The following is a 20,152-nucleotide window of genomic DNA, read 5'->3' on the forward strand; positions in this document are numbered from 1 at the left end:
CATCACTGTTGAGCGGTCAAACGCCGTGCCCAACCTCCCCGCTCGGAACCGGCGCCGCCGGGGCGGGAGCCACCCGCCCCGGCGAGCCACGTCCCCCGCTCAGGGGGTCAGTCCCGGGACCTGCGGTTTTTCCGCGCGGGCTCCGAGCACAGTCGCCACAACCGTGCCCACTGCTCGGCCGTCAGGTCCTTCGGCAACGCGTCGGTCGGGAGCTCCCGATCACGCAGCCGGTGCGCGGCACCGGCGCCGTTCAGCTGCCCGGTGCGCACCAGGATCCGTAGTAGTCCGCGTCCTGGGCCGGTGAACACCCGCTTGACGAAGCGTTGGTACGCCTCCCGTTCGGTGACCAGCGGACTCGGGCGGCGGTGGATCGTGATCAGACCGGCGTCCACGGAGGGGACCGGGCGGAAGGATCGCGCGGGGACGCGGGCGTGGAGTTCGAACTCGTACCACGGCCACCAGCTCGCGGTGAGCATGCTGGCACCGCCTACACCGGCGCGCCGGCGAGCGACCTCCCACTGGACCAGCAGCACGGCCGTCCGCCAGTGCTCCGCGGCGAGGACCCGCCGCAGTATGGGGGTGGTCAGGTGGAACGGCAGATTTCCCACCAGCGTGTGGGGGTGCCGGGGGAACCGGAAGCGCAGGACGTCATCCCGGACGACGCGCACGTTGTCCGGTGTGCGCTGTTCGAGCCTGTCCGCGTGCCGGGAATCCAGCTCCACGGCGGTTATCGGCCTTCCCGCCTCACCCAGTGGAACGGTGACCGCTCCACTGCCGGGGCACAGTTCCACTATCGGATCCGGTGCCTGCCCGGTCAGTCGCGTGATGGTGTCGATCGTCGCCCCGTCGACGAGGAGGTTCTGACCCAGTTCGTGTGGTCCGCCCGGGTGTGCGGCGACAGCAGTGTACGAGCGAGAACGTCGCTTGGACATGGAGAAACTCCGCTGAAGACGTTTCGGAGCCGGTCGGCCGGGAAAAGCGACCGGACCGGCGATTGCTCCGAAAAGCGGCGGAGCCGAGAGAAGAAGGGATCAGCCCGCCGCCGTCAGCGGCGGGGCCTGATGTAGAAGCAGCTCAGGTGATGTGCGAACACACCGTGCAGAGTAGCAGTGCGGCCAACCGGTTTTCGGTGGCTCGCGCTCAGCGGGGTGTTCCCTGGTGGTGCCGCAGGCGCCACCCCGCGCGGGTGCGGACCCACACCGAACTGCGCAGGGTGGTCACCCCGCCCCGGCTCGCGGTGTAGGTCAGCAGTGCCACGTCCGGGGACAGCCGCGCCGGACGGAAGTCATCGGCGGTGATCCCCTCGGCCGTGGCCGACGTGGCTTCGGTGACCGTGGTCGGGTCCCACCGCTTTCCCGAAGCCCCGATCTCGGAGAAGTCCTCGTGCAGCAGTCTCCGCACTGCCTCGGGGTCGCCGCGCACGGCCGGATCCAGCAGTTCGAGCTCGTGCGCGACGACCGCGTCGAGGTCCGGGTCCATGCGGTGATCGTATCCGGTGCCGCCGTCCCCACGCCGCTGTGCGATGGGGGCTCACATCCGTGTGGAGTGCTCCGGCTCGACGTAGACGATCACCCGGTGGTCGCCCGGCTGGTGGTACGGGTACTCGTCCGCGTCCATGTACTTCTTCGCCAGCTTGTTGATGAAGGTGTTGTCCGGATCGTCCTCCACCCGGGCGACCTTTCCGCGGATCTCGATGTAGCGGTAGGGCTGTTCGGGGTCCAGTGCGGAAAGAGCCAGCCGCGGCTCCCGCTGCAGGTTGCGGTACTTCTGGCGGGTGGTGGTCTGGCTGAACTTGACGTACCGGCCGTCCCAGTCGATCCACACCGGACTCGACTGCGGTTCCCCCTTCGGACCGGTCGTCGCGATGTGGGCGAACGAGCGCTTGTTCAGAATGTCCTCGAGATCCTGCGGAACCACGGGCACGGTGTTCTCCCCTCCGTTGTGCCAACGCCTGGAATCGACCCCGAGATTACCCGAAGTAGTCGCTTGTGCCCGCAAGGAAATCGCCGGTGGGTCGCCACCCGATGTCGGGACACCCGCTCGCGAGACCGCGGGAGGTTCCACCAGGTGAGTGTCCTGTCAACCGGAACGGGGAGCTCTCCCGCTCAGCGTTGGGCGACCAGGAATCCGGAACCGGTCAGACCGCTCGGGTCGGCTTCCCCGTCGAGCAGCTTCTCCCCTCCGGAGGTCAGCTTTATCCCGTCCAGGTACACGCCGCGCCCGACGTAGCGCTCGTCCGGGGAGAAGCGCCAACGCACCAGCAGCGAGTCCGACTCGCCGCCGGGGACCGTGCCGCGCACTCTCCACCAGGAGCGGTGCCCGGAGCCTGCCAGTTCGGTGACCGGGCCGCGCGGGGCTCCGCGGCCGCGCACGTGCAGGGGAACGGGCTGCCAGCTGTCCCCGCCGTCCCGGCTGTACTCGAGCCGGAGCGGATCCGCTCCGTCCGGGTCGCGCTGGGTGTCCACGAAGGCGTCGAAGGAGACCCGCACCCGTCCGTCGGCCCGCACCCGGTCGGTGGTGAGCGTGGCCTCGGTTTCCGTGCTGCCGCCACCGGTGAACCAGGCGGTCGGGCCGTGACGTGGTTCCACGGACATCGAACGGGCCAGCCCTTCGGCCAGCTCGACGCGGGCCGGATTGTTCGACCCCCACTCCCGCGAGGGATGCACCCGGTTGGTGAGCAGTACGGCCATCGAACGCGAGGCGGGGTCCAGCACCATCGAAGTCCCCGTGTACCCGGTGTGTCCCGCCGTACGTGGCCCGGTCAACCCGGCCATGTACCAGCGCTGCCCCAGCTCGAACCCGAGACCGTGGGAGTGCTCGGGGAACTCGCTGTTGTAGTCGGTCAGCATCAGTTCGACGCTGCGCTCCCGCAGTATCCGCGCTCCCCCGTAGCTGCCCCCGTTGAGGACGGCCTGCCCGAGCACGGCCAGGTCCCGTGCGGTGGAGAAGATCCCCGCGTGCCCGGCCACACCCCCGAGCGACCACGCGTTCTCGTCGTGCACCCTGCCGCGCAGCATCCCGCGCGAGGGCTGTCGCTGGTACTCCGTGGCCGCGATCCGGTCCGCTTCGGACCGGGGAGGGAGATAGCCGGTGTCCCGCATGCCCAGCGGCTCCGTTATCCGTTCCCGTACCATCCGGTCCAGCGACTTTCCGGAGACCCGCTCGACCAGCTCACCGAGCACGATCATGTTCGGGTCCGAGTAGTTGTAGCTGCTGCCCGGTTCGTTCACCGGCTCCAGCCCCATCACGTGGGGGACGCGTTCCTCGGCGGGCAGCTCCCACAGGCGCACCACGGACTGCAGCCCCGAGGTGTGGGTCAGCAGTTGGCGCACGGTTATCCCGGACTTTCCGTGGTTGCCGAACTCGGGCAGATACCGCGCCGCGGGCTCCTCCAGCTCCACCCGGCCCCGTTCGACCTGCTGGAGAACGGCGACCGAGGTGAACAGCTTCGTCATCGAGGCGATGTCGAAGATGGTCGAGGTCTCGGCCTTCTCGCGTTCCGCCGGGGGGAGTTCGGTGCCCGCGTCGTCGGAGTAGCGCAACTCGTAGCCCGCCGCCTCGTGGCTGACCACCCGGCCGTTGTGCGCCACCAGGCTCACGGCCCCGCCGTACATCGGGTGCTGCCGTCCGGGGACCTCCTCGGTCCAGTCGGCGATCTTCCGGGTGGCCGTGACGAGCGGCCACGGGGCCAGGCCCGCCTCCCGCGGCGACGAGTCGCGCAGCCGGGTGTCGGCCGGGGCGAACCCCTCCTTCGGCAGGTCGAACCTGCCTTCTCCGCGCGTGGTGGAGGAAGCCGCGCAGGTGGTGACGGCCAGCATCGAAACCAGCACCGTTGCCAACATCGGTTTGCGCATCCCCACCTCGCAGGATCTCGTTTCACCGAGGTTCTCGCTCGAATCGATGACCGGGTTTCTCGTGTTCTCCGGCGCTGCAGGCCCCGAAGCGGGTCACCCGAACGGAAAACTCCAATCAGCGGTACAGCAGGTACGGGTCGCGTGCACGTCGGAACCCGGCGAGCTCGGCGCGCCAGGCCCCCACGATCTCGGCGGTGTCCGCGCCCCTGTCGACCATGTTCCGCAGCCGGGCCGAGCCGGTGAGCAGATCTATCCAGTTGTCCGGGCGCCACCCGAACGCGTCCGGGTAGAGCTGCCTGGCGTGCACGATCATGGCCACCGCCGTGCGGATCGCGTCGAAGTCCCCGTCGCCGGTGCGGTGGATCCGCACCCCACCGCACGTGGAGCCCTCGTGCTTGGAGAAGGTCGGGACGAAGTAGGTCTCGCGGAAGAACACGCCGGGAAGTCCCGCGGCGTTGAGTCGCTCGGCCCACCGCCAGTCGACCCCGGGGGCACCGATCGTCTCGAAGGGGCGGGTCGTCCCCCTGCCCTCCGAGAACACCGTTCCCTCGAACATCCCCGCGCCCGGATACACCGCCGCCGTGTCCGGGGTGGGCACGTTGGGGCTGGGGGCGATCCAGGGCAGCCCCGTGTCGGCGAAGCGCAGCCCCCGCGACCAGCCGCGTGCTTCGACCACGTCCAGTCGCGGCAGGCTCGCGTTCTCGTCCTTCGGCAGGAACTCCGCGTCGAACATGCGGGCGAGTTCCCCGACGGTCATGCCGTGCTGCTGGGCCACGGGAAGCTCGCCGACCCCGGAGGTGAACTCCGGGCGCAGCACCGGGCCGGACGCGGATCCGCCGAGCGGGTTCGGTCTGTCCAGCACGGTGAAGGACACGTCGGTGCGTACGGCGGCCCGCATCGCCGTGTACATGGTCCAGATGTAGGTGTAGAAGCGCGCTCCCACGTCGGCTATGTCGAAGACCAGGTGCCGCACCCCGGAGTCGCGCAGCATGCCGGCCAGTTCACCGACGTCGGCACCGTAGGTGTCGTAGACCGGGATCCCGGTGCGCGGGTCGGTGTGGTCGCCCTCCGACCCCCCGGCCTGCGCGGTTCCCCTGAACCCGTGTTCGGGGCCGAACACCGCGGTCGTGGTGACCCCGTCCGCGGAGTGCATGTCGTCGACGATGTGCGGAAGTCCCGCCTCCGGGTCCGAGAGCACGGCGGTGGGATTCGCGATCACCCCGACCGGGGTTCCGCGCAGCCGGCGCCACCCCTCGGCGGCCAGCACGTCGGCGCCGGTGCGCACCCGCTCGCCCGGTGCGCGCCTGCGCTCGGCAGCGGCGCTCGAGGCCCCGCCCACTCCGAGCATCGGTGCGGTGACCGCGGAGGAGAGCAGAAACCGCCTGCGGTTCAACTCGCTCATGCTGCTGAACACCTCACCAGGTCACTCCGTGACCGAACGGGTAACGATCCCTGCCGGGATGCCGCGGGTCGGGAACCGGCACGGGCAGTTTGCCGACGGGCGAGACCTCGCCGAACAGGACTCGTGCCAGCGATTCCACGGACACGGTGCGGTGCGAGTAGGTGGTCAACCACGTGCGTACCTGTTCGGCGTGGGCGGCGTCGTAGGGATCGCGCACGGCCACGGCGATCACCGGGGTGTTCGTCTCGCCCAGCGAACGCACGAGGTCGCGTTGCGCCGAGTTGGCCTCCTTCCAGGCCGCGCTGGTCAACACGATCACCGCTTCGTGCTGCCGAGCCCGTGCCGTCACCCTCTCGACGGTTTCGCCGTCGGGCGAGGACCCCGTCGGAAGGGCTTCCGCGCGGGGACCGCGCTCCCGCACCAGCCGGGCGAGTTCCGCCACCGTGTCCGCGCCCCAGCCGGTGACCAGCACGTCGCCCGGTCGTTCCCGCATCGGGAGCAGTCCGGAGTCGTTGCGCAGCACGGTGACGGTGGAGTCGGTGATCCGCCGCGCCCGGCGCGCGTTCCGCTCGCTGCCGACCGCACGTCCGACCGCACCCGGGTCCACCAGCGGGTCGTCGAACAGCCCGCGCCGGTCCTTCATCCGCAGGATCCGCGTCACGCTGCGGTCGATGTCCCGCTCGGACAACTCGCCCGAGCGCACCGCCGCGATGACGGACTCGATGGCGGCCGACAGGTCACGTGGCATCAACAGCTGGTCCGCCCCGGCGCGGAACGCCAGTACCGACACCGGTTCGTTCGGGTGCAGTTCGAGCACCCCTTCCATGCGCAGCGAATCGGTGATCACCACGCCCTCGAAGCCGAGTTCCTCGCGGAGCATGCCGGTGAGGATCTCCCGGGAGAGGGTGGCCGGTTCTCCCGAGTCGTCGAGCCGGGGGAACTTGATGTGGGCCGTCATCACCGAGTCCGTTCCCGCGTCGATGGCGGTCCGGAAGGGCGGGGCGTCCAGCCGTCTCCACTGCTCCGCGGTGTGGTCGATCACGGGCAGCGAGGTGTGGCTGTCCACGGAGGTGTCGCCGTGGCCGGGGAAGTGCTTGACGGTCGCGGAGACGGTGTCCACCGCGGATCCGAAGTCCTGGTGACCGTGTACCTGGGCGCGGGTCAGCCTGGCGACGAGTTCCGGGTCGGAGCCGAACGAGCGGACCCCGATCACCGGGTTCTCCGGGTTGACGTTGACGTCCCCCACGGGAGCGAAGTTCTGGGTGATCCCCATGGCACGCAGTTCCCGTCCGGTTATGCCCGCGGCCCGTGCGGCCCGGTGCGGATCGCGCGCGGCGCCGAGAGCCATGTTGCCCGGCAGCGCGGTCGCCGGTTCGCCGATGCGTGTGACCGCTCCCTGCTCCTGGTCGGTCGCGATGGTCAGCGGAATCCCCGCACCCGAATCCAGCGCGGTCCGCTGGAGGTCGTTGGACAGCTCCGCGATCTGTCGCGGTTCCCGCAGGCTGTCGGTCCAGGAGAAGTGGATGATTCCACCGAGCTGGAACTCGCGCACCACCTCGGCCGGGGTGTCGACTCCGTAGTCCTCCCGGTTGCCCGGGTGAGGTGAGTCGGCGGTGGAGCCGTGGGCGACCGTGACGAAAAGCTGGCCCACCTTCTGGCGCAACGACATGGCCGCGAGGATGCTGCTCACCCGGTCGGGGACGGGCCCTTCCGCGGAGTGATCCGTCGGCGCGGAAGTCTTCCCGGGGGAGGCCCGGTCTGCGTGGGGCGAGGAGGGATCGGTGCTGTTCGTCGATCGCACGGCCCCCAGCGTCACGGTTCCGAGTGCCGCTGCCATCAGGTGGCGTCTGCCTAACATCCAGGGCACGGTGACCTCCCGGTTACCGCGAGCGGCCTCGCGCCGCACCACCGTGGCCGATCTCGGCGTGTGGCCCCGGCCGCAACTGTTCCACCGGATACCCGGTCGAACTCGTAAGCTACCCACGGACGATCGGGCGGTCAACGTTACGCGCCGGAACAGTTACCCGGGGTTTCGAAGCGCGGTGGCGGAACGAGAACACGGGGGTTCAACCGGAGTGGGAGCTCAACCGGGGGCAGCGGGGAGGGCGCGCACGAACGACGGCGCCCGCCGGTTCGACCGACGAGCGCCGCCCCCTGGCGCGAACTTGCGGGGTACCAAGCGCGTTCTCATCGTCGTATCCTGCGGGCTCGGCGTCCGGCGTCCCGGTACGCAACCCTGAGAACGACCTTGCCTTTATTCAGCGGCTGCGCGTGGGTTCCCGCCATCGCGCACGGAGCCCTGTGGAGGACGTTGTTTCTCCTCCACAACGTCCCTGTTCAGGGGTCCGTACTTCCTTTGTAGGCCGTGATGCGCGTCACCGCAAGGCCTGGCGGGGATTTCCCCCGATTGTTTTCGGAGGCTCGGCGGATCGGTTCGCTCGGGTGGTCACGCGGCGGTGTGAGCCGTTCGGGTCGGCGTCGACTCCGCCGGGTGCCCGAACGCCTCCGGCCGATCACCTGTAGCGGTGTTTGCGCTGGCGGTGCCACAACCCGTACCAGGCCGCTCCGGCCGCCGCGGCGCCGACGCCCACCGCGGCGGCCGTGACCGTGGTGGCCGAGGGGGTGGGGAACCGGGCCCGCAGCGAGACCGGGTGCTCGAAGGCCAGCGAGGGCCAGCCGCGCTGCACGGCTTCCTTGCGCAGCTCGCGGTCGGGGTTGATCACCGTCGGATGCCCCACCAGCTCCAGCAGTGGAAGGTCGGCTGTCGAGTCAGAGTAAGCGTGGCAGCGGGACAGCTCGTGGCCGTGGCGCCGGGCCGTCTCCTCGACCGCGCGGGCCTTGGCGTCGCCCGAGCAGTAGAACTCCAGCTCACCCGTGTAGCGCCCGTCCTCGACGCGCATCCGGCTTCCGACCCAGTCCGTGGCCCCCAGCATCCTCGCCATGGGGGCCACGAACTCCTCCCCGGAGGAGGAGACCAGCACCACGTCGTCGCCGCGCTCCTGGTGCTCGGAGATGAGCTGGGTGGCCTCCTTGTAGACGAGCGGATCGACGATGTCGTGCAGGGTCTCCTCGACGATCGCGTCGACCTGCTCCACGTCCCATCCCGCGCACAGCGAGGTCAGATGCGCGCGCATCCGCTCGATCTGGTCGGTGTCCGCGCCGGCCAGCATGAACACGAACTGCGCGTAGGTGCTTTTGAGCACGGCTCGGCGGTTGATGAGGCCTTCCTGGAAGAACGGTCTGCTGAAGGCGAGCGTGCTCGACCGCGCGGCAACCGTCCTGTCCAGCTCGAAGTAGGCCGCTGTGCCGGCTGTCGTTTCGCGGGGAGGGGTCTCGGACTCGGTCACGAGTCCCAGCATAGGAGTCTTTCCGACCGCCGGCTCCGTTCGTTCGCGGGGCGGCTCGTCCGGCAGCGGGGTGGGGCACTGTTCGGATCCGGGGAAGCCCGGAAGGGGCCCGGAGGATTCCTGCGCGGTGATCCCCGCTCCGGAGTGAGTGCGGTGTGTGGTCGTGCCTCACCTGTTCGGACGATCGAGGGCTTCGTTTGAGCGAGAGTTATTCCTCCTAATGGACGCAACGCGTCCACTAGAGAGGGAGCGATACAGTGGGGAGGTCCGGTGCACCGGACAGTTCAGCCCGACCCCCCGGGGCTGAACCCAGGATGGCCCCCGTCCCTCCCCCCTGGCGGGGGCCATCCCCCAAACGACTGGCAGGACTTTGCTGTCCCGGTTCGCGTGACGCCGCCGCGCCGAGGAAGACCAGCGAGCTGTCACCGGTCGAAGGGCAGTCAAGACGCGGCAGAGCCCCGTCAGCTGCCGTACCGGCGAGATGCCCCGAGTTGTCCCCGGTCTTCTGAGTCGTCCACAACTCGCGGTTCTCCCGCTTTGCGACGGAACGGCCGCTCGGGATCGTGGAGCCGACAGCATCCGTCGTCTGCCCTCGACGGCCTCGTGGTGCCCGTTCCGGAGCGGGACGGGCCCGTGCCCGTAGCCGTGACCGGTGGTCGCGGTCGGGGCTCTTCGTGCCGCGTCGGGTCGTACGGCGGTGCGCGGGGACGGTAGTGGGACCACACGGGGAGGTGCGGGTGACAGCGCGAGATCCGTTGATCGTCACCAGGGACGTCGGACTGGCCGAGGAGCTTTCCCGGATCGCGGCGGCGGCCGGACGTGAACCGCGCCGGGCCGCACCGGAGGACGTCGGGGAGGGGTGGAGAACGGCTCGGCCGGTACTGCTCGATCCCTGCGCCGCCGCGGAGTGCACGGCTGCCGGACTGCCCCGCAGGACGGGGACGGTCCTGGTGAGCAGAGATCCCGAGCCGGACTTCTGGCGCGAGGCGTTCCGGCACGGAGCACGACACGCGGTGGGGCTTCCCGAGGACGAGCAGTGGTTGGTCGAGCTGTTGGCCGGTCTCACCGAGGAGCCGGTCTCCGGTGCGGGCAGCGTGTTGGCTGTGCTGGGTGGCTGCGGTGGAGCGGGCGCCTCGGTGTTCGCCGCGTTGACGGCGGTGCTGGCCGCCGGGGAGGGCCGCCGCTGCATGCTGCTCGACTGCGATCCGCTCGGTGGCGGTTTGGACTTCGCGCTCGGGGAGGAGCGTGCGGACGGGGTGCGGTGGTCGGAGCTGTCCATCGGCACGGGCAGGGTGACCGCGGACGCCCTGCGGGAGGCGCTGCCGACCAGGCGGTTCGGCTCCGGAGTGCTTTCCCTGCTGTGCCCGGGGCGGTCGGGACGGGGGGAAGGGATCACGAAGAGCTCGGTCGAAGCCGTCGTCGAGGCCGGGGCGCGAGCGGGTGAGACCGTGGTTTGCGACCTGCCGCGGACGCTCGACGAACCGTCCGCGGAGGTGCTGCGCCGGGCGGATCTGACCGCTGTCGTGATCCCGGCCGAAGTCCGCGCCTGCGCGGCGGCCGGGAGGCTGTTGACCTCGCTGCGGGAGCGGACCGACGCCGTGCGAGCCGTCGTGCGCGGTCCGGCGCCCGGTGGACTGGAAGTCTCCGACGTCCGGCGTTCGGTCGATGTGGAGATACTGGCCACCATGCGCGCGGATCCGCGCATGGCCGGGCTCGTGGACCGATTCGGACTGTACGCGCTGGGGTCGGGAACGCGTGGCCCCTCGGTGCGGGCTGCCCGGAAGGTGCTCGGGGCCCTGGCCGAGACAAGGCGGGAAACGGGTGACTCGGACTTCCGGTGAACGCCGTGCTCGCGGTGCCGGTACTCGGCGCCGATCACGGGAGTCGTGCCGCGTCCGGAGAGCAATTCGAGCGGGGAGATCGAATTTCGATGTCACGATGATTTCGATTCGAGCACCTGATCGATAAATGATCCGGCGGAACCTGTTGAGTGTGGTATGAGTAATGAATGTGCGGGTCGTTCCGGAGCGGGTCGGCCGCGGTGGTGTGACACAGTGGTGCGAGCGGATCCGCGGGGTGGCGCGGCTCCTTCGGGGGTGATCGCGCCGAAAGAGCTCTCGGGTGTCACGCGGCGAGCGTTTCGCCTGCTGTGGACGGTTCCGGGCAGCACCCCGCCGGGAGAGGAATTCGGCGTTTCCGGCGGAACCGTTCGGCGTTTATCCCGGGTCGTTGATCTCGTTCGCGGAAAGATTTCGGGTGGAGGGTAACCGACCGAGCGGTTGTGCGCACGGTGCCTTGGAGAGGTGCGCCACGTGGAAACCCGATCGGTTCCGATCATCCGGAGGGTTCCGCGGGTGGGGCCGAATTCGATCCGGCGAAGCGCGGAGGATGCCGGTAAACTTGCCACGGCGTTCTTCGGGGTGGCCGCTGTTTTGACGAATGAGGCCCTCTTTCGAGGTCACCCGAATGGATCCGTTTTGGATCCGCGGTTAATTCGCACCGTACTGGTAGGAGGTTCGCGGTGTCCGAGTCTTCCCAGATCGTCCCACGGCCGATGGATATCACGATTGCCGAGAGTGTCGTTCGGACGGCTACCGGTTCCACCGATTCCGACTTGGTCGACGAGATCGCCCTGGTCCTGTACCGCCACTCCGCGTTCAGCTCCGAACTGGCCGACAGCGCGGGGCGGGGACTGCTTTCGGCGGAGGAGGTGACGGAGGTCAGCGCGCGTGCTCACGCCGCGACCGAGCGGGAGATCCAACGTGTTCTGGACACCGCTGTCCGGGAGGAGCGGCACCCGGTCGCTCCGAGTCCGCGGAAGCAGCCGGCCGTCGAGACCTGTGAAACGAGTTCCCGCTCCTCGTCCCGCACGGCCGCCACGATGCTGGGTGTGCACCCCTGAACTTTTTGTGAAAAAAATTCGAGTTAGTTCGGCTGGACCCGGATCGGCCAAGCCGGTGAAGACGCGCTGCTGTGAGCGGGCCCCGCTGAACACGGGGCGCGACCTGTACGGCGGGGTGTGGACGACCGCCGCTCCCGGCCCGGTTTCGCGTCTCACGGCCCGGGCAGGCTGAACGGCGAATTGACGTGGTCGATGAGGGAGTCCAGTTCCGCGAGTCGTTTTCGCAGTTCTTCCGACCTTTCGAGGTCGGTGCTCTCCTCCAGCTCGGCGGCCAGTTCTCCGTAGCGGGTCAGCAGCGTGGCGAAGTCTCCGGAGGGCGGTTCCCACCTCTGCTCGTTCACGTCGGTCTCCGTTCTTCCGCGTGTTTTCCGGCTCCCTGCTTACCCGAGTGGCGGTATGACAACACGCCGTCGGCCGTTGAATCACAACGCCGCCCCGTTTTTGTACTCCCACTGTCGGGTGTTTTTGTGGTGTTTCGGGTTTCAAGTGGCGGTGGTGTTGCCCACTTGAATCGATCGAGTGATCGAAACGTTTCCGTGCGTGATTGAACTCCCCTGCATCTCGCCCGATGGTGTCAGGGAGTTGGTTACTCTTCGCGTTTGGGCGGAGCTCGTCGTGCGAGTTGTCCACAGGAAACGGAGGTCTCCACAGCTCGCGGAATCTCGTATTGGAAACGTCGTCGAAGCGGATCAGTGTGGTTGCTGAGCCCGAAAGGACGGCTTCCGACCTCCGAGAGAAAGCGAGGAGCTCCGATGTTCGTGGATCCCGAAGGAGGCGCGGGGAAAACGGCCCAGGCTACGTCGGGCCGTGTGACGGAGGAACTCGTCTCCCGGGTCCGGGGACGGCTGGTGGCGGCAGGAGGGGATGTCACGGCGCGGGCGATGGCGACGGCGGTACGGGAGGAAGCGGAGACTCCGCTCGGGGACGGTGAGGTGCTGGCCGCGATTCGGCAGTTGCGGAGGGAGTTCCTCGGGGCGGGTGCGCTGGAGGAGTTGCTGAACGAACCCGGTGTGACCGATGTCCTGGTGACCGGGCCGCACGAGGTGTGGGTCGATCGTGGACGGGGACTGGAGCGCTCGCACATCGGCTTCGCCGATGAACAGGAGGTTCGCCGCCTGGCCCAGCGGTTGGCCGCGGCCACCGGACGCAGACTCGATGACGCACGACCGTGGGTGGACGGGTGGTTGCCCGAAACGGCGGAAGGGGCCGCCGTGCGCTTGCACGCCGTGCTGGCTCCGGTCTCCGCGAAGGGAACCTGCGTCTCACTGCGCGTGCTGCGTCCGGCGACGCACGACCTGGAAAGCCTGCGAAGACTGGGAACCTTCGACTCGACCACGGCCTGCCTGCTGCGCTCGCTCGTGTCCGCCCGCTCGGCCTTCCTGGTCTCCGGCAGTACCGGAGCGGGGAAAACCACCCTGCTGGCGGCGATGCTCGGTGAGGTTTCCGGGAGCGAAAGGATCGTGTGCGTGGAGGAGGCCGGGGAACTGCACCCCGCGCATCCGCACGTGGTTCGGCTCGTGACCAGGCCGCCGAACATCGAGGGCACCGGAGAGATCCACACCCGTGATCTGGTGCGGCAGGCATTGCGGATGAGACCGGACCGACTGGTGGTCGGTGAGGCACGGGGTGCCGAGGTGTGCGACCTGCTGGCCGCGCTGAACACCGGACACGAGGGTGGCGCGGGGACCGTGCACGCCAATTCCCCGGAGGAGGTCCCGGCACGGATGGAGGCGCTCGGGGTGCACGGCGGGATGGGGCGGGACGCGCTGCACAGCCAGCTTTCGGCCGCCGTCCGGGTGGTGCTGCACATGCACCGCGATGCCTCCAGGGGCAGGCATCTTTCCGGGATAGGGGTGCTCCGTCGCGACGGAGCACACACCGGCGTGGTTCCGGCCTGGGAACTCGACGGCGGCTGGGGACCGGCCCGGGACGAACTGCTGGCCATGCTTCCCGAGCACGGTTCGGAGGTCGTATGACGGACTTCGACGGGATGCGACAGGTCTTTTCGGGGCAGGTTCTGCTGCCCGCGCTGCTCGCGATCGCCTCGGCGGTCTGGCCTCTGCCCGGTGCCGCCCGCAGGCTGAACCACGGAGGTGACCCCGCGACTCGGCGTGCCGGACCGAGTCCCGCGCTCGTCCGTACGGCCGTCCTCGGCGGTACGACCCTGCTCGGGGGCCTGGCGCTGGGACCGGCCGGCTCCGCCTCGGGAGCGCTGCTGGCGGCGCTGGCGGTGCGGCATCGCGATCGGAGGGTGCGGACCACCCGCGGGCTGCGTTCGCTGGCCGAACTGGCCGCGGGACTACGGGTGCTGATCGGAGAACTGGGAACCGGGGCTCATCCGAGCGCCGCGGCCGCGAGTGCCTCCGCCGACACGGAAGGGGCGGTTTCCGAACTGTTCGGCGATCTCGCGGTGACTTCCAGACTGGGCGGTACTCCGGCCGAGAGCCTGGGGGCGAAACGCCCGCCGGAGGAGCTGCTCCCGGCGATGGCCCGTTTCACGCGGTGCTGGCGAATGTCCGAACAACACGGTGTCGCTCTGGGACGACTGCTGGAGACGGTGCGGGAGGACGTCGAGCACCGGGTACGCGTCGTCCGGGACATCGACTCCAAACTGGCCGGGCCACGTGCCACGGCAGCGGTGTTGAGCGGACTGCCGCTGCTCGGGCTGCTGCTGGGCGAAGCGGGCGGAGCCGATCCGCTCGGTGTGCTCGTCTCCGGGCCGGCGGGGCAGTTTCTGCTGCTGGCCGGAACGGTGTTGCTGTGTGCCGGGGTGCTGTGGATCCAGCGGTTGACCGAGGTGGCGATGCGGCCGTGATCCGAACGATCTACCTCCCCGCTGCTCTGGTAGCGGCGACTTTGGCTTGCGCGATCGCACTGTCCGGGTGCGGGACCGCGCGGAGTCGCCTGGGTGCGCTCGGAGTTTCGCCGGTGGGTTTCCTGCCCGGCCCGTTCACCGCGAGGCGCGGCGAGCGGAGTGCGCCGCCGAAGGTGGTTTCGCGGCTTCCGCGCGGAACGCTCGTCTCGTGTGGTGCGGCCGTGCTCACCGCCCTGATGGGTTTTCTGCTGGTTGGTCCGGGGATCGCCGTGCTCGCTGGTACCGGTGTCGGGTGGTCGGTTTCCAGAGTGCTCGGTCGGAGCGGGGCCCGGAGCACGACCCACCCGCTCGGAGTGGCCTCCGGTTGGAACCTGCTGGCAGTGGGACTCCGAGCCGGTCTGTCGACGACGGTGTTGCTGCGCGAGGTGGCCGAGGAGTTCGAGGGGGCGGCCGCGGAGGGGCTACGCGAAGTGGCCTGTGCCCTCGAACTGGGGACCGATTCCGTGTCCGCTTGGGAACCCGCGCTGCGACACTCCGAGACGGCTGAGCTGGCGCGGGCGGCACGGCGCAGCGCGCGCAGTGGCAGCGGGTTGGCGAGAGTGGCCGACGAGTTGATCGTACGAGCCCGTGAAGAGGTGCGGGAGGACGCCGCGGCTCGGGCCGGACGTGTGGAGGTGTGGGTTTCGGCGCCGCTGGGGCTGTGCTTTCTGCCCGCGTTTTTCTGCCTGGGAGTGCTGCCCGTCGTGCTGGGGATGCTGCAGCGTCTCGGTCCGCACTGGTGAGCGGAGTTCTCGGAGCCGAGCGCTCGGAGGGGGCGTTTTCGGGTGACGCCCTCGTGGAGTCGGCGTCGACTCCTCCGGTTCCCCGAGTCGGACGGGCCCGACTCGTCGGAGGGGAGCTTTTCGGAATGGTTCGTTCGTGATCGATCGGTGAGAGGGGACGACGATGATGCTGATCAGTGGGGTTCTCCGGGCGTGGTGGTGTACGGCCGTGGCCCGAACGTGGCTACCCGATGTCGGGGTGACCCGCTCACGAGACCGCGGTGGGCTCCGCCGACCGGCGAGCTGGGGCGGGGGAGAGCGGAAGACATCGGTGACCCGCAGGATTCGCGGTGGTGACGAGGGGATGAGCACGGCCGAATACGCCGTCGGAACGATCGCGGCGGCCGCTTTCGCCGGATTGCTCTACACGGTCGTCACGAGTGACGCGGTCACCGAGGCGTTGACCTCGTTGTTGCGCAGCGCCCTCTCCGGGGAGGCCGGGTGATCGCGGGAGGGGGAACGCGCCTCCGGAGCGGTGTAGGTGCGGAACTCGAGGACGCGGACACCGGGTACGCGGGAGCGTGGCAACCGGACCCGGGATGTGCGGGCACCGGCTCCGACGAGGGGACGGTCACCGTGGAAGCGGCGCTGGGGATCTGTTCGGTGGTGATCGTGTTCGCCCTGGCAGCGGGCGGGCTCGCCACCGTGATCACTCAACTGCGGTGCACCGGTGCCGCCGCGGAAATCGCCCGTCTCACCGCGCGAGGGGACACGGACGGGATCGCGGAGCGGGTCGGGGGGAGCCTTCCGGAAGGAGCCGATTTCGAGGTCACCGAAAGCGAGGGGCGGGTCTCGGTCTCGGTTTCGGCTCCGCCGGTCGGGAGGCTGGTGCCGGGGAGGCTGAGTGCCGAAGCGTACGCGGTGCTCGAACCGGGGGTGAGCGGTTCCGTCGTGCGGCGGGACACCGGTCGGGAGCACCCCGGATGAACGGGGGGTGGAGTGGTCGACGGAAACCGTCCCTGGATCCGTGCGCGGTGTTCGGGAAGTGGGCGAGCGGGGGCCGCCGAAGCGCCGGGCAGCTCCCCGCCGAAGACCGGGGCCCCGATGGAGAGCAGGGCCCCGATGGAGACCGGGGATCCGGCACTGTCGTGGGAGCCGTGCTGGTCGTGGCGCTGTTGACTCTGTTCTGGACAGGGGTCCAGTTCGGAGCGACAGTGGTGGCCGGGCACCGGGTCCGGGCAGCGGCGGACCTCGCCGCACTGGCCGCGGCCTCGTACGCTTCCCGGGGTGAGCGCGCTGCTTGTGATCGTGCCGAATGGGTGGTGCGCGGTATGGACGCGACACTGCTTTCCTGCGAGCGGAACGGGGCGCGCTTTCGGGTGCGCACCGAAGCGGTCCGCGAGAGCGGTATTCCGGGGTCCCGCCGTGTGACGGGACGGGCGCTGGCCGGTCCGGCACACGGTGAGCGGCATCACTCGGACCACTCGTCACGCTGAATTCTTCGGTCGTGCTGTTGCCTCGATCACGCTCGTCGCCTTCCGCCTACCGGTCGTCGACGCGGGGGTGTACTCGGCCCCGCCCCTTGACGTTTCTTGGGGGTACGAGCCCGAACCAAGGAGGCGAAACGGAATGGATTTGGCGGCGGAAGGTTGGCACAGCGCCTTCCGAATCGAGCTGCGCGTGCAGGTCCTCGAACTGGCTTCGCGTGGCTGGCCGGTTTTCCCCGGAACGTATCCGGTCGTCGGTGGCTGGGACGGTCACGAGAGCACGGGCGTTCTCTCCGGACGGGAAGACGTCACGGAGGGACCGCTGCCGGTTCGACGGGACTGGTCGAACGAACTCGTGGGGACGGACAACATCGCCGCGTGGTGGTCGGAGCGTCCGTACAGCGTTCTGCTGGCCACCGGGACGGACATCGAGGCGATCGAGGTCGACGCCGACCACGGCCGGCGCACCGCCCGCGCACTGCGGGCTTCGGGGAGCCCGGTTCCGATAGCCGCCACCCCGCACGGCCGGTGGTACTTCCTGACCACCGGAGGACAGCGGTTGGACGGTGAGCTCGCGGACGAGGGGGTGGTGCTGCACTCGGAGGGCAGCTGGATTCCGCTCCCGCCGTCGACCTTCCCGCAGGGAGTTCTGCACTGGAGAGTCAAACCGCAGGTGTGCGGCTGGCGACTGCCCGAGCCGGAACACGTGCAGGAGGCGCTGCTCACGGGGCTGCACGATCTGGCCGAGCGCAGTGGTGTGGGTTCTCGACCGCTCGTCGCGGTGTAGGACGGGAGAACTTCGCCGGCTCGGTTCGTGTGACGGCGCCGTCAGCTCGGGTGGTGTTTTCGGCGCCGGTAGCCCCGGAAGGAAGACCACTGCCCGGTGGGCGAGACGAGCGCACCGGGCACCTGACAGAGCACCACCGGGTCTACCGCTCCGAGCCCGCCGAGTCCTCCGACGCTTCGAGCACCAGGTCCAACACGGCCACAGCACCAGCCTTGTCCAGCGGTTCGTTGCCGTTACCGCACTTCGGTGACTGAACGCAGGACGGGCATCCGGCCGGGCAGTCGCAGGCAACGATCGCCTCCCGCGTGGCGGCCAACCACGGGAACAGCGCGGCGAACCCGCGCTCGGCGAATCCGGCACCGCCAGGGTGACCATCGTGCACGAACACCGTCGCCTCCCCGGTGTCCGAGTGCAGCTCGGTGGACACCCCGCCGATGTCCCAACGGTCGCAGGTCGCGAACAGCGGTAGCAGGCCGATCGCCGCGTGCTCGGCAGCGTGTAGCGCACCGGGGATGCGCGCCGGATCCAGCCCGGCGCTCCCCGGTGCGCTACCGGTCAGCGACTCGTCGTCGAGGGTGTACCAGACGGCCACCGTGGTCAGTGTCCGCGCGGGCAGGTCGAGCGGTGTCTGGTCGAGGATCTCGCCGTTCGGCAGTCGCCGGAGGTATCCGACCACCCGCGAAGTGACCTCGACCTCGCCGAGGTTGATCGACAGCCAGGGGTGGGGTCGATCGTGGTGTCCGGTGCGCAGCACCGTGATGTCGGTTTCCTCGCGCGGGGTGGTGTGCCACTCCGGGTCCTGCTCGTGCACCAGGGCGATCCCCGAGTCCGTGTCCAGCTCGTCGACGACGAAGGACTCCCCCTGGTGCAGGTAGACCGCTCCGGGGTGAACGGTTCCGTGCGCGGACTCCGGATCCACGGTTCCCAGCAGTCTTCCCGAGTCCCCTTCCACGACGGCCACCTGGCTCCCCCCGGAGCCACGCAGTTCCACCTCCCGGTGCGGAAGCCGTCGGGAGGTCCAGTACCAGCCGTTCGGGCGGGCGCGGAGGGCTCCGGCTTCCCGGAGACGTTCCACGGCCTCTTCGGCCACCGCGCCGCCGAACTCCTCGAGAGCGCCGCTGCTCAGCGGCAGTTCCGCGGCGGCGCAGGTCAGGTGCGGACGCAGCACGTGGGGGTTGTTCGGATCGAGCACCGTGGTCTCCACGGGCCTGTCGAACACGGCCGGTGGGTGGTGCGCGAGGTAGGTGTCCAGCGGGTCGTCCCTGGCGACGAACACCACCAGCGCGCTTTCCCCGGCACGTCCGGCCCGGCCCGCCTGCTGCCAGAAGGAGGCGAGCGTGCCCGGGTATCCCGCTATCACCACGGCGTCCAGCCCGGATATGTCCACACCGAGTTCGAGGGCGTTGGTGGTGGCCAGCGCACGCAGCTCCCCGGAGACGAGTTCGCGTTCGAGTTCCCTGCGTTGTTCGGGAAGATAGCCTCCCCGGTAGGCGGCGACCCCGTCCACCAGTTCGGGGGCCACCTCGCGCAGCGCTCGTTTGGCTCCGAGCGAGGCCAGTTCCGTACCGCTCCTGGAACGGACGAAAGCGAGGCAGCGGGCCGACTCGACCACGAGATCGGCGATGATCCGCGCGGTTTCCGCGCCCGCGGAGCGCCGTACCGGAGCACCGTTCTCCCCGGAGATCTCCTCCAGCAGCGGTGGTTCCCACAGCGCGACCGTGCGTCCGCCCCGCGGGGAGCCGTCCTCGGTGATCGCCAGGCAGCGTCGGCCGGTGAGCCGCTCACCGAGCGCCTCCGGCTCGGCGATCGTGGCCGAGGCGAGCACGAAGACGGGGGCGGCGCCGTAGTGCCGGGCCACGCGGTGCAGTCTGCGCAGCAGCAGGGCGATGTGCGAGCCGAACACCCCGCGGTAGGTGTGGCACTCGTCGACCACGACGTATCTCAGGCTTCGGAAGAACCTCGCCCAGCGGGAGTGCCGCGGCAGGATGCCGTGGTGCAGCATGTCCGGGTTGGTGAACACCCACCTGGCGTGCGCCCTGGTCCAGTCGCGTTCCGCGTACGGTGTGTCGCCGTCGTGGACGGCGGGGCGGATCCCGGGGAGGTCCAGTTCCCGGACGGAACGGAGCTGGTCGGCGCCCAGTGCCTTGGTGGGGGAGAGGTACAGCGCGGTGGCCCGCGGGTCGGAGTCCAGAGCGGCCAGCACGGGCAGCTGGTACGCGAGGGATTTGCCCGAGGCGGTTCCGGTGGCGACGACGACGTGGTTGCCCGCGTAAGCGGCTTCGGCGGCTTGCGCCTGGTGGGTCCACGGGCGAGTGGTCCCCTGTTCGTGTAGTGCGTGCAGCACTCGTTCCGGGACCCACTCCGGCCAGTCGTCGTACCGGGCCTCCCGCCCCGCCAGCTGTTCGGCATGACGCAGCGGGGATTCCTCGGGCGGTGTTCCGGCCAGCACTCTTTCGAGTAGTCGTCTGCCACTCTCCTCCCGGGAACGTTCCGCTCCGGTTCCGGGTTCGATCGGGGTCACGGGGCGAGCCTCGCACAGGCGGATCCGGGGCACCGCACGTGTGTCCGCGCGGGCCCGCTGCCGAACCGGTCCCGCACGCGTTCGAAGCGACCGCGGCTCTCAATCGATGAATTCCCCCCTGAACGGGTGATCACGCGGATGCCTTGATCGATCCACCGTGGAACAATCCGCATCTCGACAGGAGTGAAAGATCACAAAGTGAGCTGAAGCACGTCATCGCGAATGGGGCGGCGGCCCGGCGCCGTCGGTGGCCGTGGGACGGCCGTGCGGCGTCAC

At 69.5% G+C, this 20,152-nt stretch carries 18 protein-coding genes; 9 read left to right on the top strand and 9 right to left on the bottom strand.

The window, feature by feature from the left end:
- Positions 1-107: 107 nt before the first annotated feature.
- From erm to FHR84_RS18720, 7 genes are all read right to left on the bottom strand, one after another.
- Positions 108-932 (bottom strand): 23S ribosomal RNA methyltransferase Erm, encoded by an 825-nt coding sequence (gene erm / locus FHR84_RS18690; protein ID WP_179536821.1) that lies wholly within the window; start codon positions 930-932, stop codon positions 108-110.
- Between the two features lie 208 nt (positions 933-1,140).
- The gene (locus tag FHR84_RS18695; protein WP_179536822.1) at positions 1,141-1,479 is read right to left on the bottom strand and encodes a nuclear transport factor 2 family protein; all 339 of its coding nucleotides are present in this window, start codon (positions 1,477-1,479) and stop codon (positions 1,141-1,143) included.
- 51 nt (positions 1,480-1,530) lie between these two features.
- Positions 1,531-1,923 carry a TIGR03618 family F420-dependent PPOX class oxidoreductase gene (locus FHR84_RS18700; RefSeq protein ID WP_179536823.1) on the bottom strand — a complete coding sequence of 131 codons (393 nt, stop codon included), beginning with the start codon at positions 1,921-1,923 and terminating at the stop codon, positions 1,531-1,533.
- A 182-nt stretch (positions 1,924-2,105) separates the two neighbouring features.
- Positions 2,106-3,854, bottom strand: coding sequence for a serine hydrolase (locus tag FHR84_RS18705; RefSeq protein ID WP_179536824.1), 1,749 nt, complete (start codon positions 3,852-3,854; stop codon positions 2,106-2,108).
- 115 nt (positions 3,855-3,969) lie between these two features.
- Complete coding sequence (locus FHR84_RS18710) at positions 3,970-5,256, bottom strand: exo-beta-N-acetylmuramidase NamZ family protein (RefSeq protein ID WP_179536825.1); 1,287 nt, start codon at positions 5,254-5,256, stop codon at positions 3,970-3,972.
- A 13-nt stretch (positions 5,257-5,269) separates the two neighbouring features.
- Positions 5,270-7,114 (bottom strand): glycoside hydrolase family 3 protein, encoded by a 1,845-nt coding sequence (locus FHR84_RS18715; protein ID WP_246300769.1) that lies wholly within the window; start codon positions 7,112-7,114, stop codon positions 5,270-5,272.
- Positions 7,115-7,769: 655 nt separating this feature from the next.
- Positions 7,770-8,615 (bottom strand): HAD family hydrolase, encoded by an 846-nt coding sequence (locus tag FHR84_RS18720; protein WP_179536826.1) that lies wholly within the window; start codon positions 8,613-8,615, stop codon positions 7,770-7,772.
- A gap of 725 nt (positions 8,616-9,340) precedes the next feature.
- On the opposite strand from FHR84_RS18720, the gene ssd reads away from it, so the two are divergent.
- Both ssd and FHR84_RS18730 read left to right on the top strand, forming a co-directional pair.
- On the top strand, positions 9,341-10,444 hold the full coding sequence (gene ssd / locus FHR84_RS18725; protein ID WP_343075328.1) for a septum site-determining protein Ssd: 1,104 nt from the start codon (positions 9,341-9,343) through the stop codon (positions 10,442-10,444).
- 713 nt (positions 10,445-11,157) lie between these two features.
- Positions 11,158-11,505 carry a hypothetical protein gene (locus FHR84_RS18730; RefSeq protein WP_218863246.1) on the top strand — a complete coding sequence of 116 codons (348 nt, stop codon included), beginning with the start codon at positions 11,158-11,160 and terminating at the stop codon, positions 11,503-11,505.
- A gap of 152 nt (positions 11,506-11,657) precedes the next feature.
- Here the strand turns inward: FHR84_RS18730 and FHR84_RS18735 are convergent, their stop codons facing one another.
- Positions 11,658-11,846, bottom strand: coding sequence for a hypothetical protein (locus tag FHR84_RS18735; RefSeq protein ID WP_179536828.1), 189 nt, complete (start codon positions 11,844-11,846; stop codon positions 11,658-11,660).
- Between the two features lie 411 nt (positions 11,847-12,257).
- Between FHR84_RS18735 and FHR84_RS18740 the strand changes: the two genes are divergently transcribed.
- The 7 genes from FHR84_RS18740 to FHR84_RS18770 all read left to right on the top strand — a co-directional run bounded on the left by FHR84_RS18740 (position 12,258) and on the right by FHR84_RS18770 (position 17,355).
- The gene (locus FHR84_RS18740) at positions 12,258-13,481 is read left to right on the top strand and encodes a TadA family conjugal transfer-associated ATPase (RefSeq protein ID WP_179536829.1); all 1,224 of its coding nucleotides are present in this window, start codon (positions 12,258-12,260) and stop codon (positions 13,479-13,481) included.
- On the top strand, positions 13,478-14,320 hold the full coding sequence (locus FHR84_RS18745) for a type II secretion system F family protein (protein ID WP_179536830.1): 843 nt from the start codon (positions 13,478-13,480) through the stop codon (positions 14,318-14,320). Before FHR84_RS18740 ends, FHR84_RS18745 begins: the two co-directional genes overlap by 4 nt.
- A gap of 221 nt (positions 14,321-14,541) precedes the next feature.
- Positions 14,542-15,102: a type II secretion system F family protein gene (locus tag FHR84_RS18750; protein ID WP_343075329.1), complete on the top strand. Its 561-nt coding sequence runs from the start codon at positions 14,542-14,544 to the stop codon at positions 15,100-15,102.
- Between the two features lie 310 nt (positions 15,103-15,412).
- Positions 15,413-15,586, top strand: a complete 174-nt coding sequence (locus FHR84_RS23365; protein WP_179536832.1) for a DUF4244 domain-containing protein — start codon at positions 15,413-15,415, stop codon at positions 15,584-15,586.
- A complete protein-coding gene (locus FHR84_RS18760) occupies positions 15,583-16,068 on the top strand; it encodes a TadE family type IV pilus minor pilin (RefSeq protein ID WP_218863248.1) in 486 nt (161 codons plus the stop codon). The genes FHR84_RS23365 and FHR84_RS18760 overlap by 4 nt, the downstream gene beginning before the upstream one ends.
- Complete coding sequence (locus FHR84_RS18765) at positions 16,065-16,577, top strand: Rv3654c family TadE-like protein (protein ID WP_179536833.1); 513 nt, start codon at positions 16,065-16,067, stop codon at positions 16,575-16,577. Before FHR84_RS18760 ends, FHR84_RS18765 begins: the two co-directional genes overlap by 4 nt.
- 133 nt (positions 16,578-16,710) lie before the next feature.
- Positions 16,711-17,355: a bifunctional DNA primase/polymerase gene (locus FHR84_RS18770; RefSeq protein ID WP_179536834.1), complete on the top strand. Its 645-nt coding sequence runs from the start codon at positions 16,711-16,713 to the stop codon at positions 17,353-17,355.
- Positions 17,356-17,497: 142 nt separating this feature from the next.
- Here FHR84_RS18770 and FHR84_RS18775 read toward each other — a convergent pair whose 3' ends face one another.
- Positions 17,498-19,876, bottom strand: a complete 2,379-nt coding sequence (locus FHR84_RS18775; RefSeq protein ID WP_179536835.1) for a DEAD/DEAH box helicase — start codon at positions 19,874-19,876, stop codon at positions 17,498-17,500.
- Positions 19,877-20,152: the final 276 nt, after the last annotated feature.

The organism is Actinopolyspora biskrensis, from assembly GCF_013408175.1.
In the GTDB taxonomy this organism is placed as follows: Bacteria; Actinomycetota; Actinomycetes; order Mycobacteriales; family Pseudonocardiaceae; genus Actinopolyspora; species Actinopolyspora biskrensis.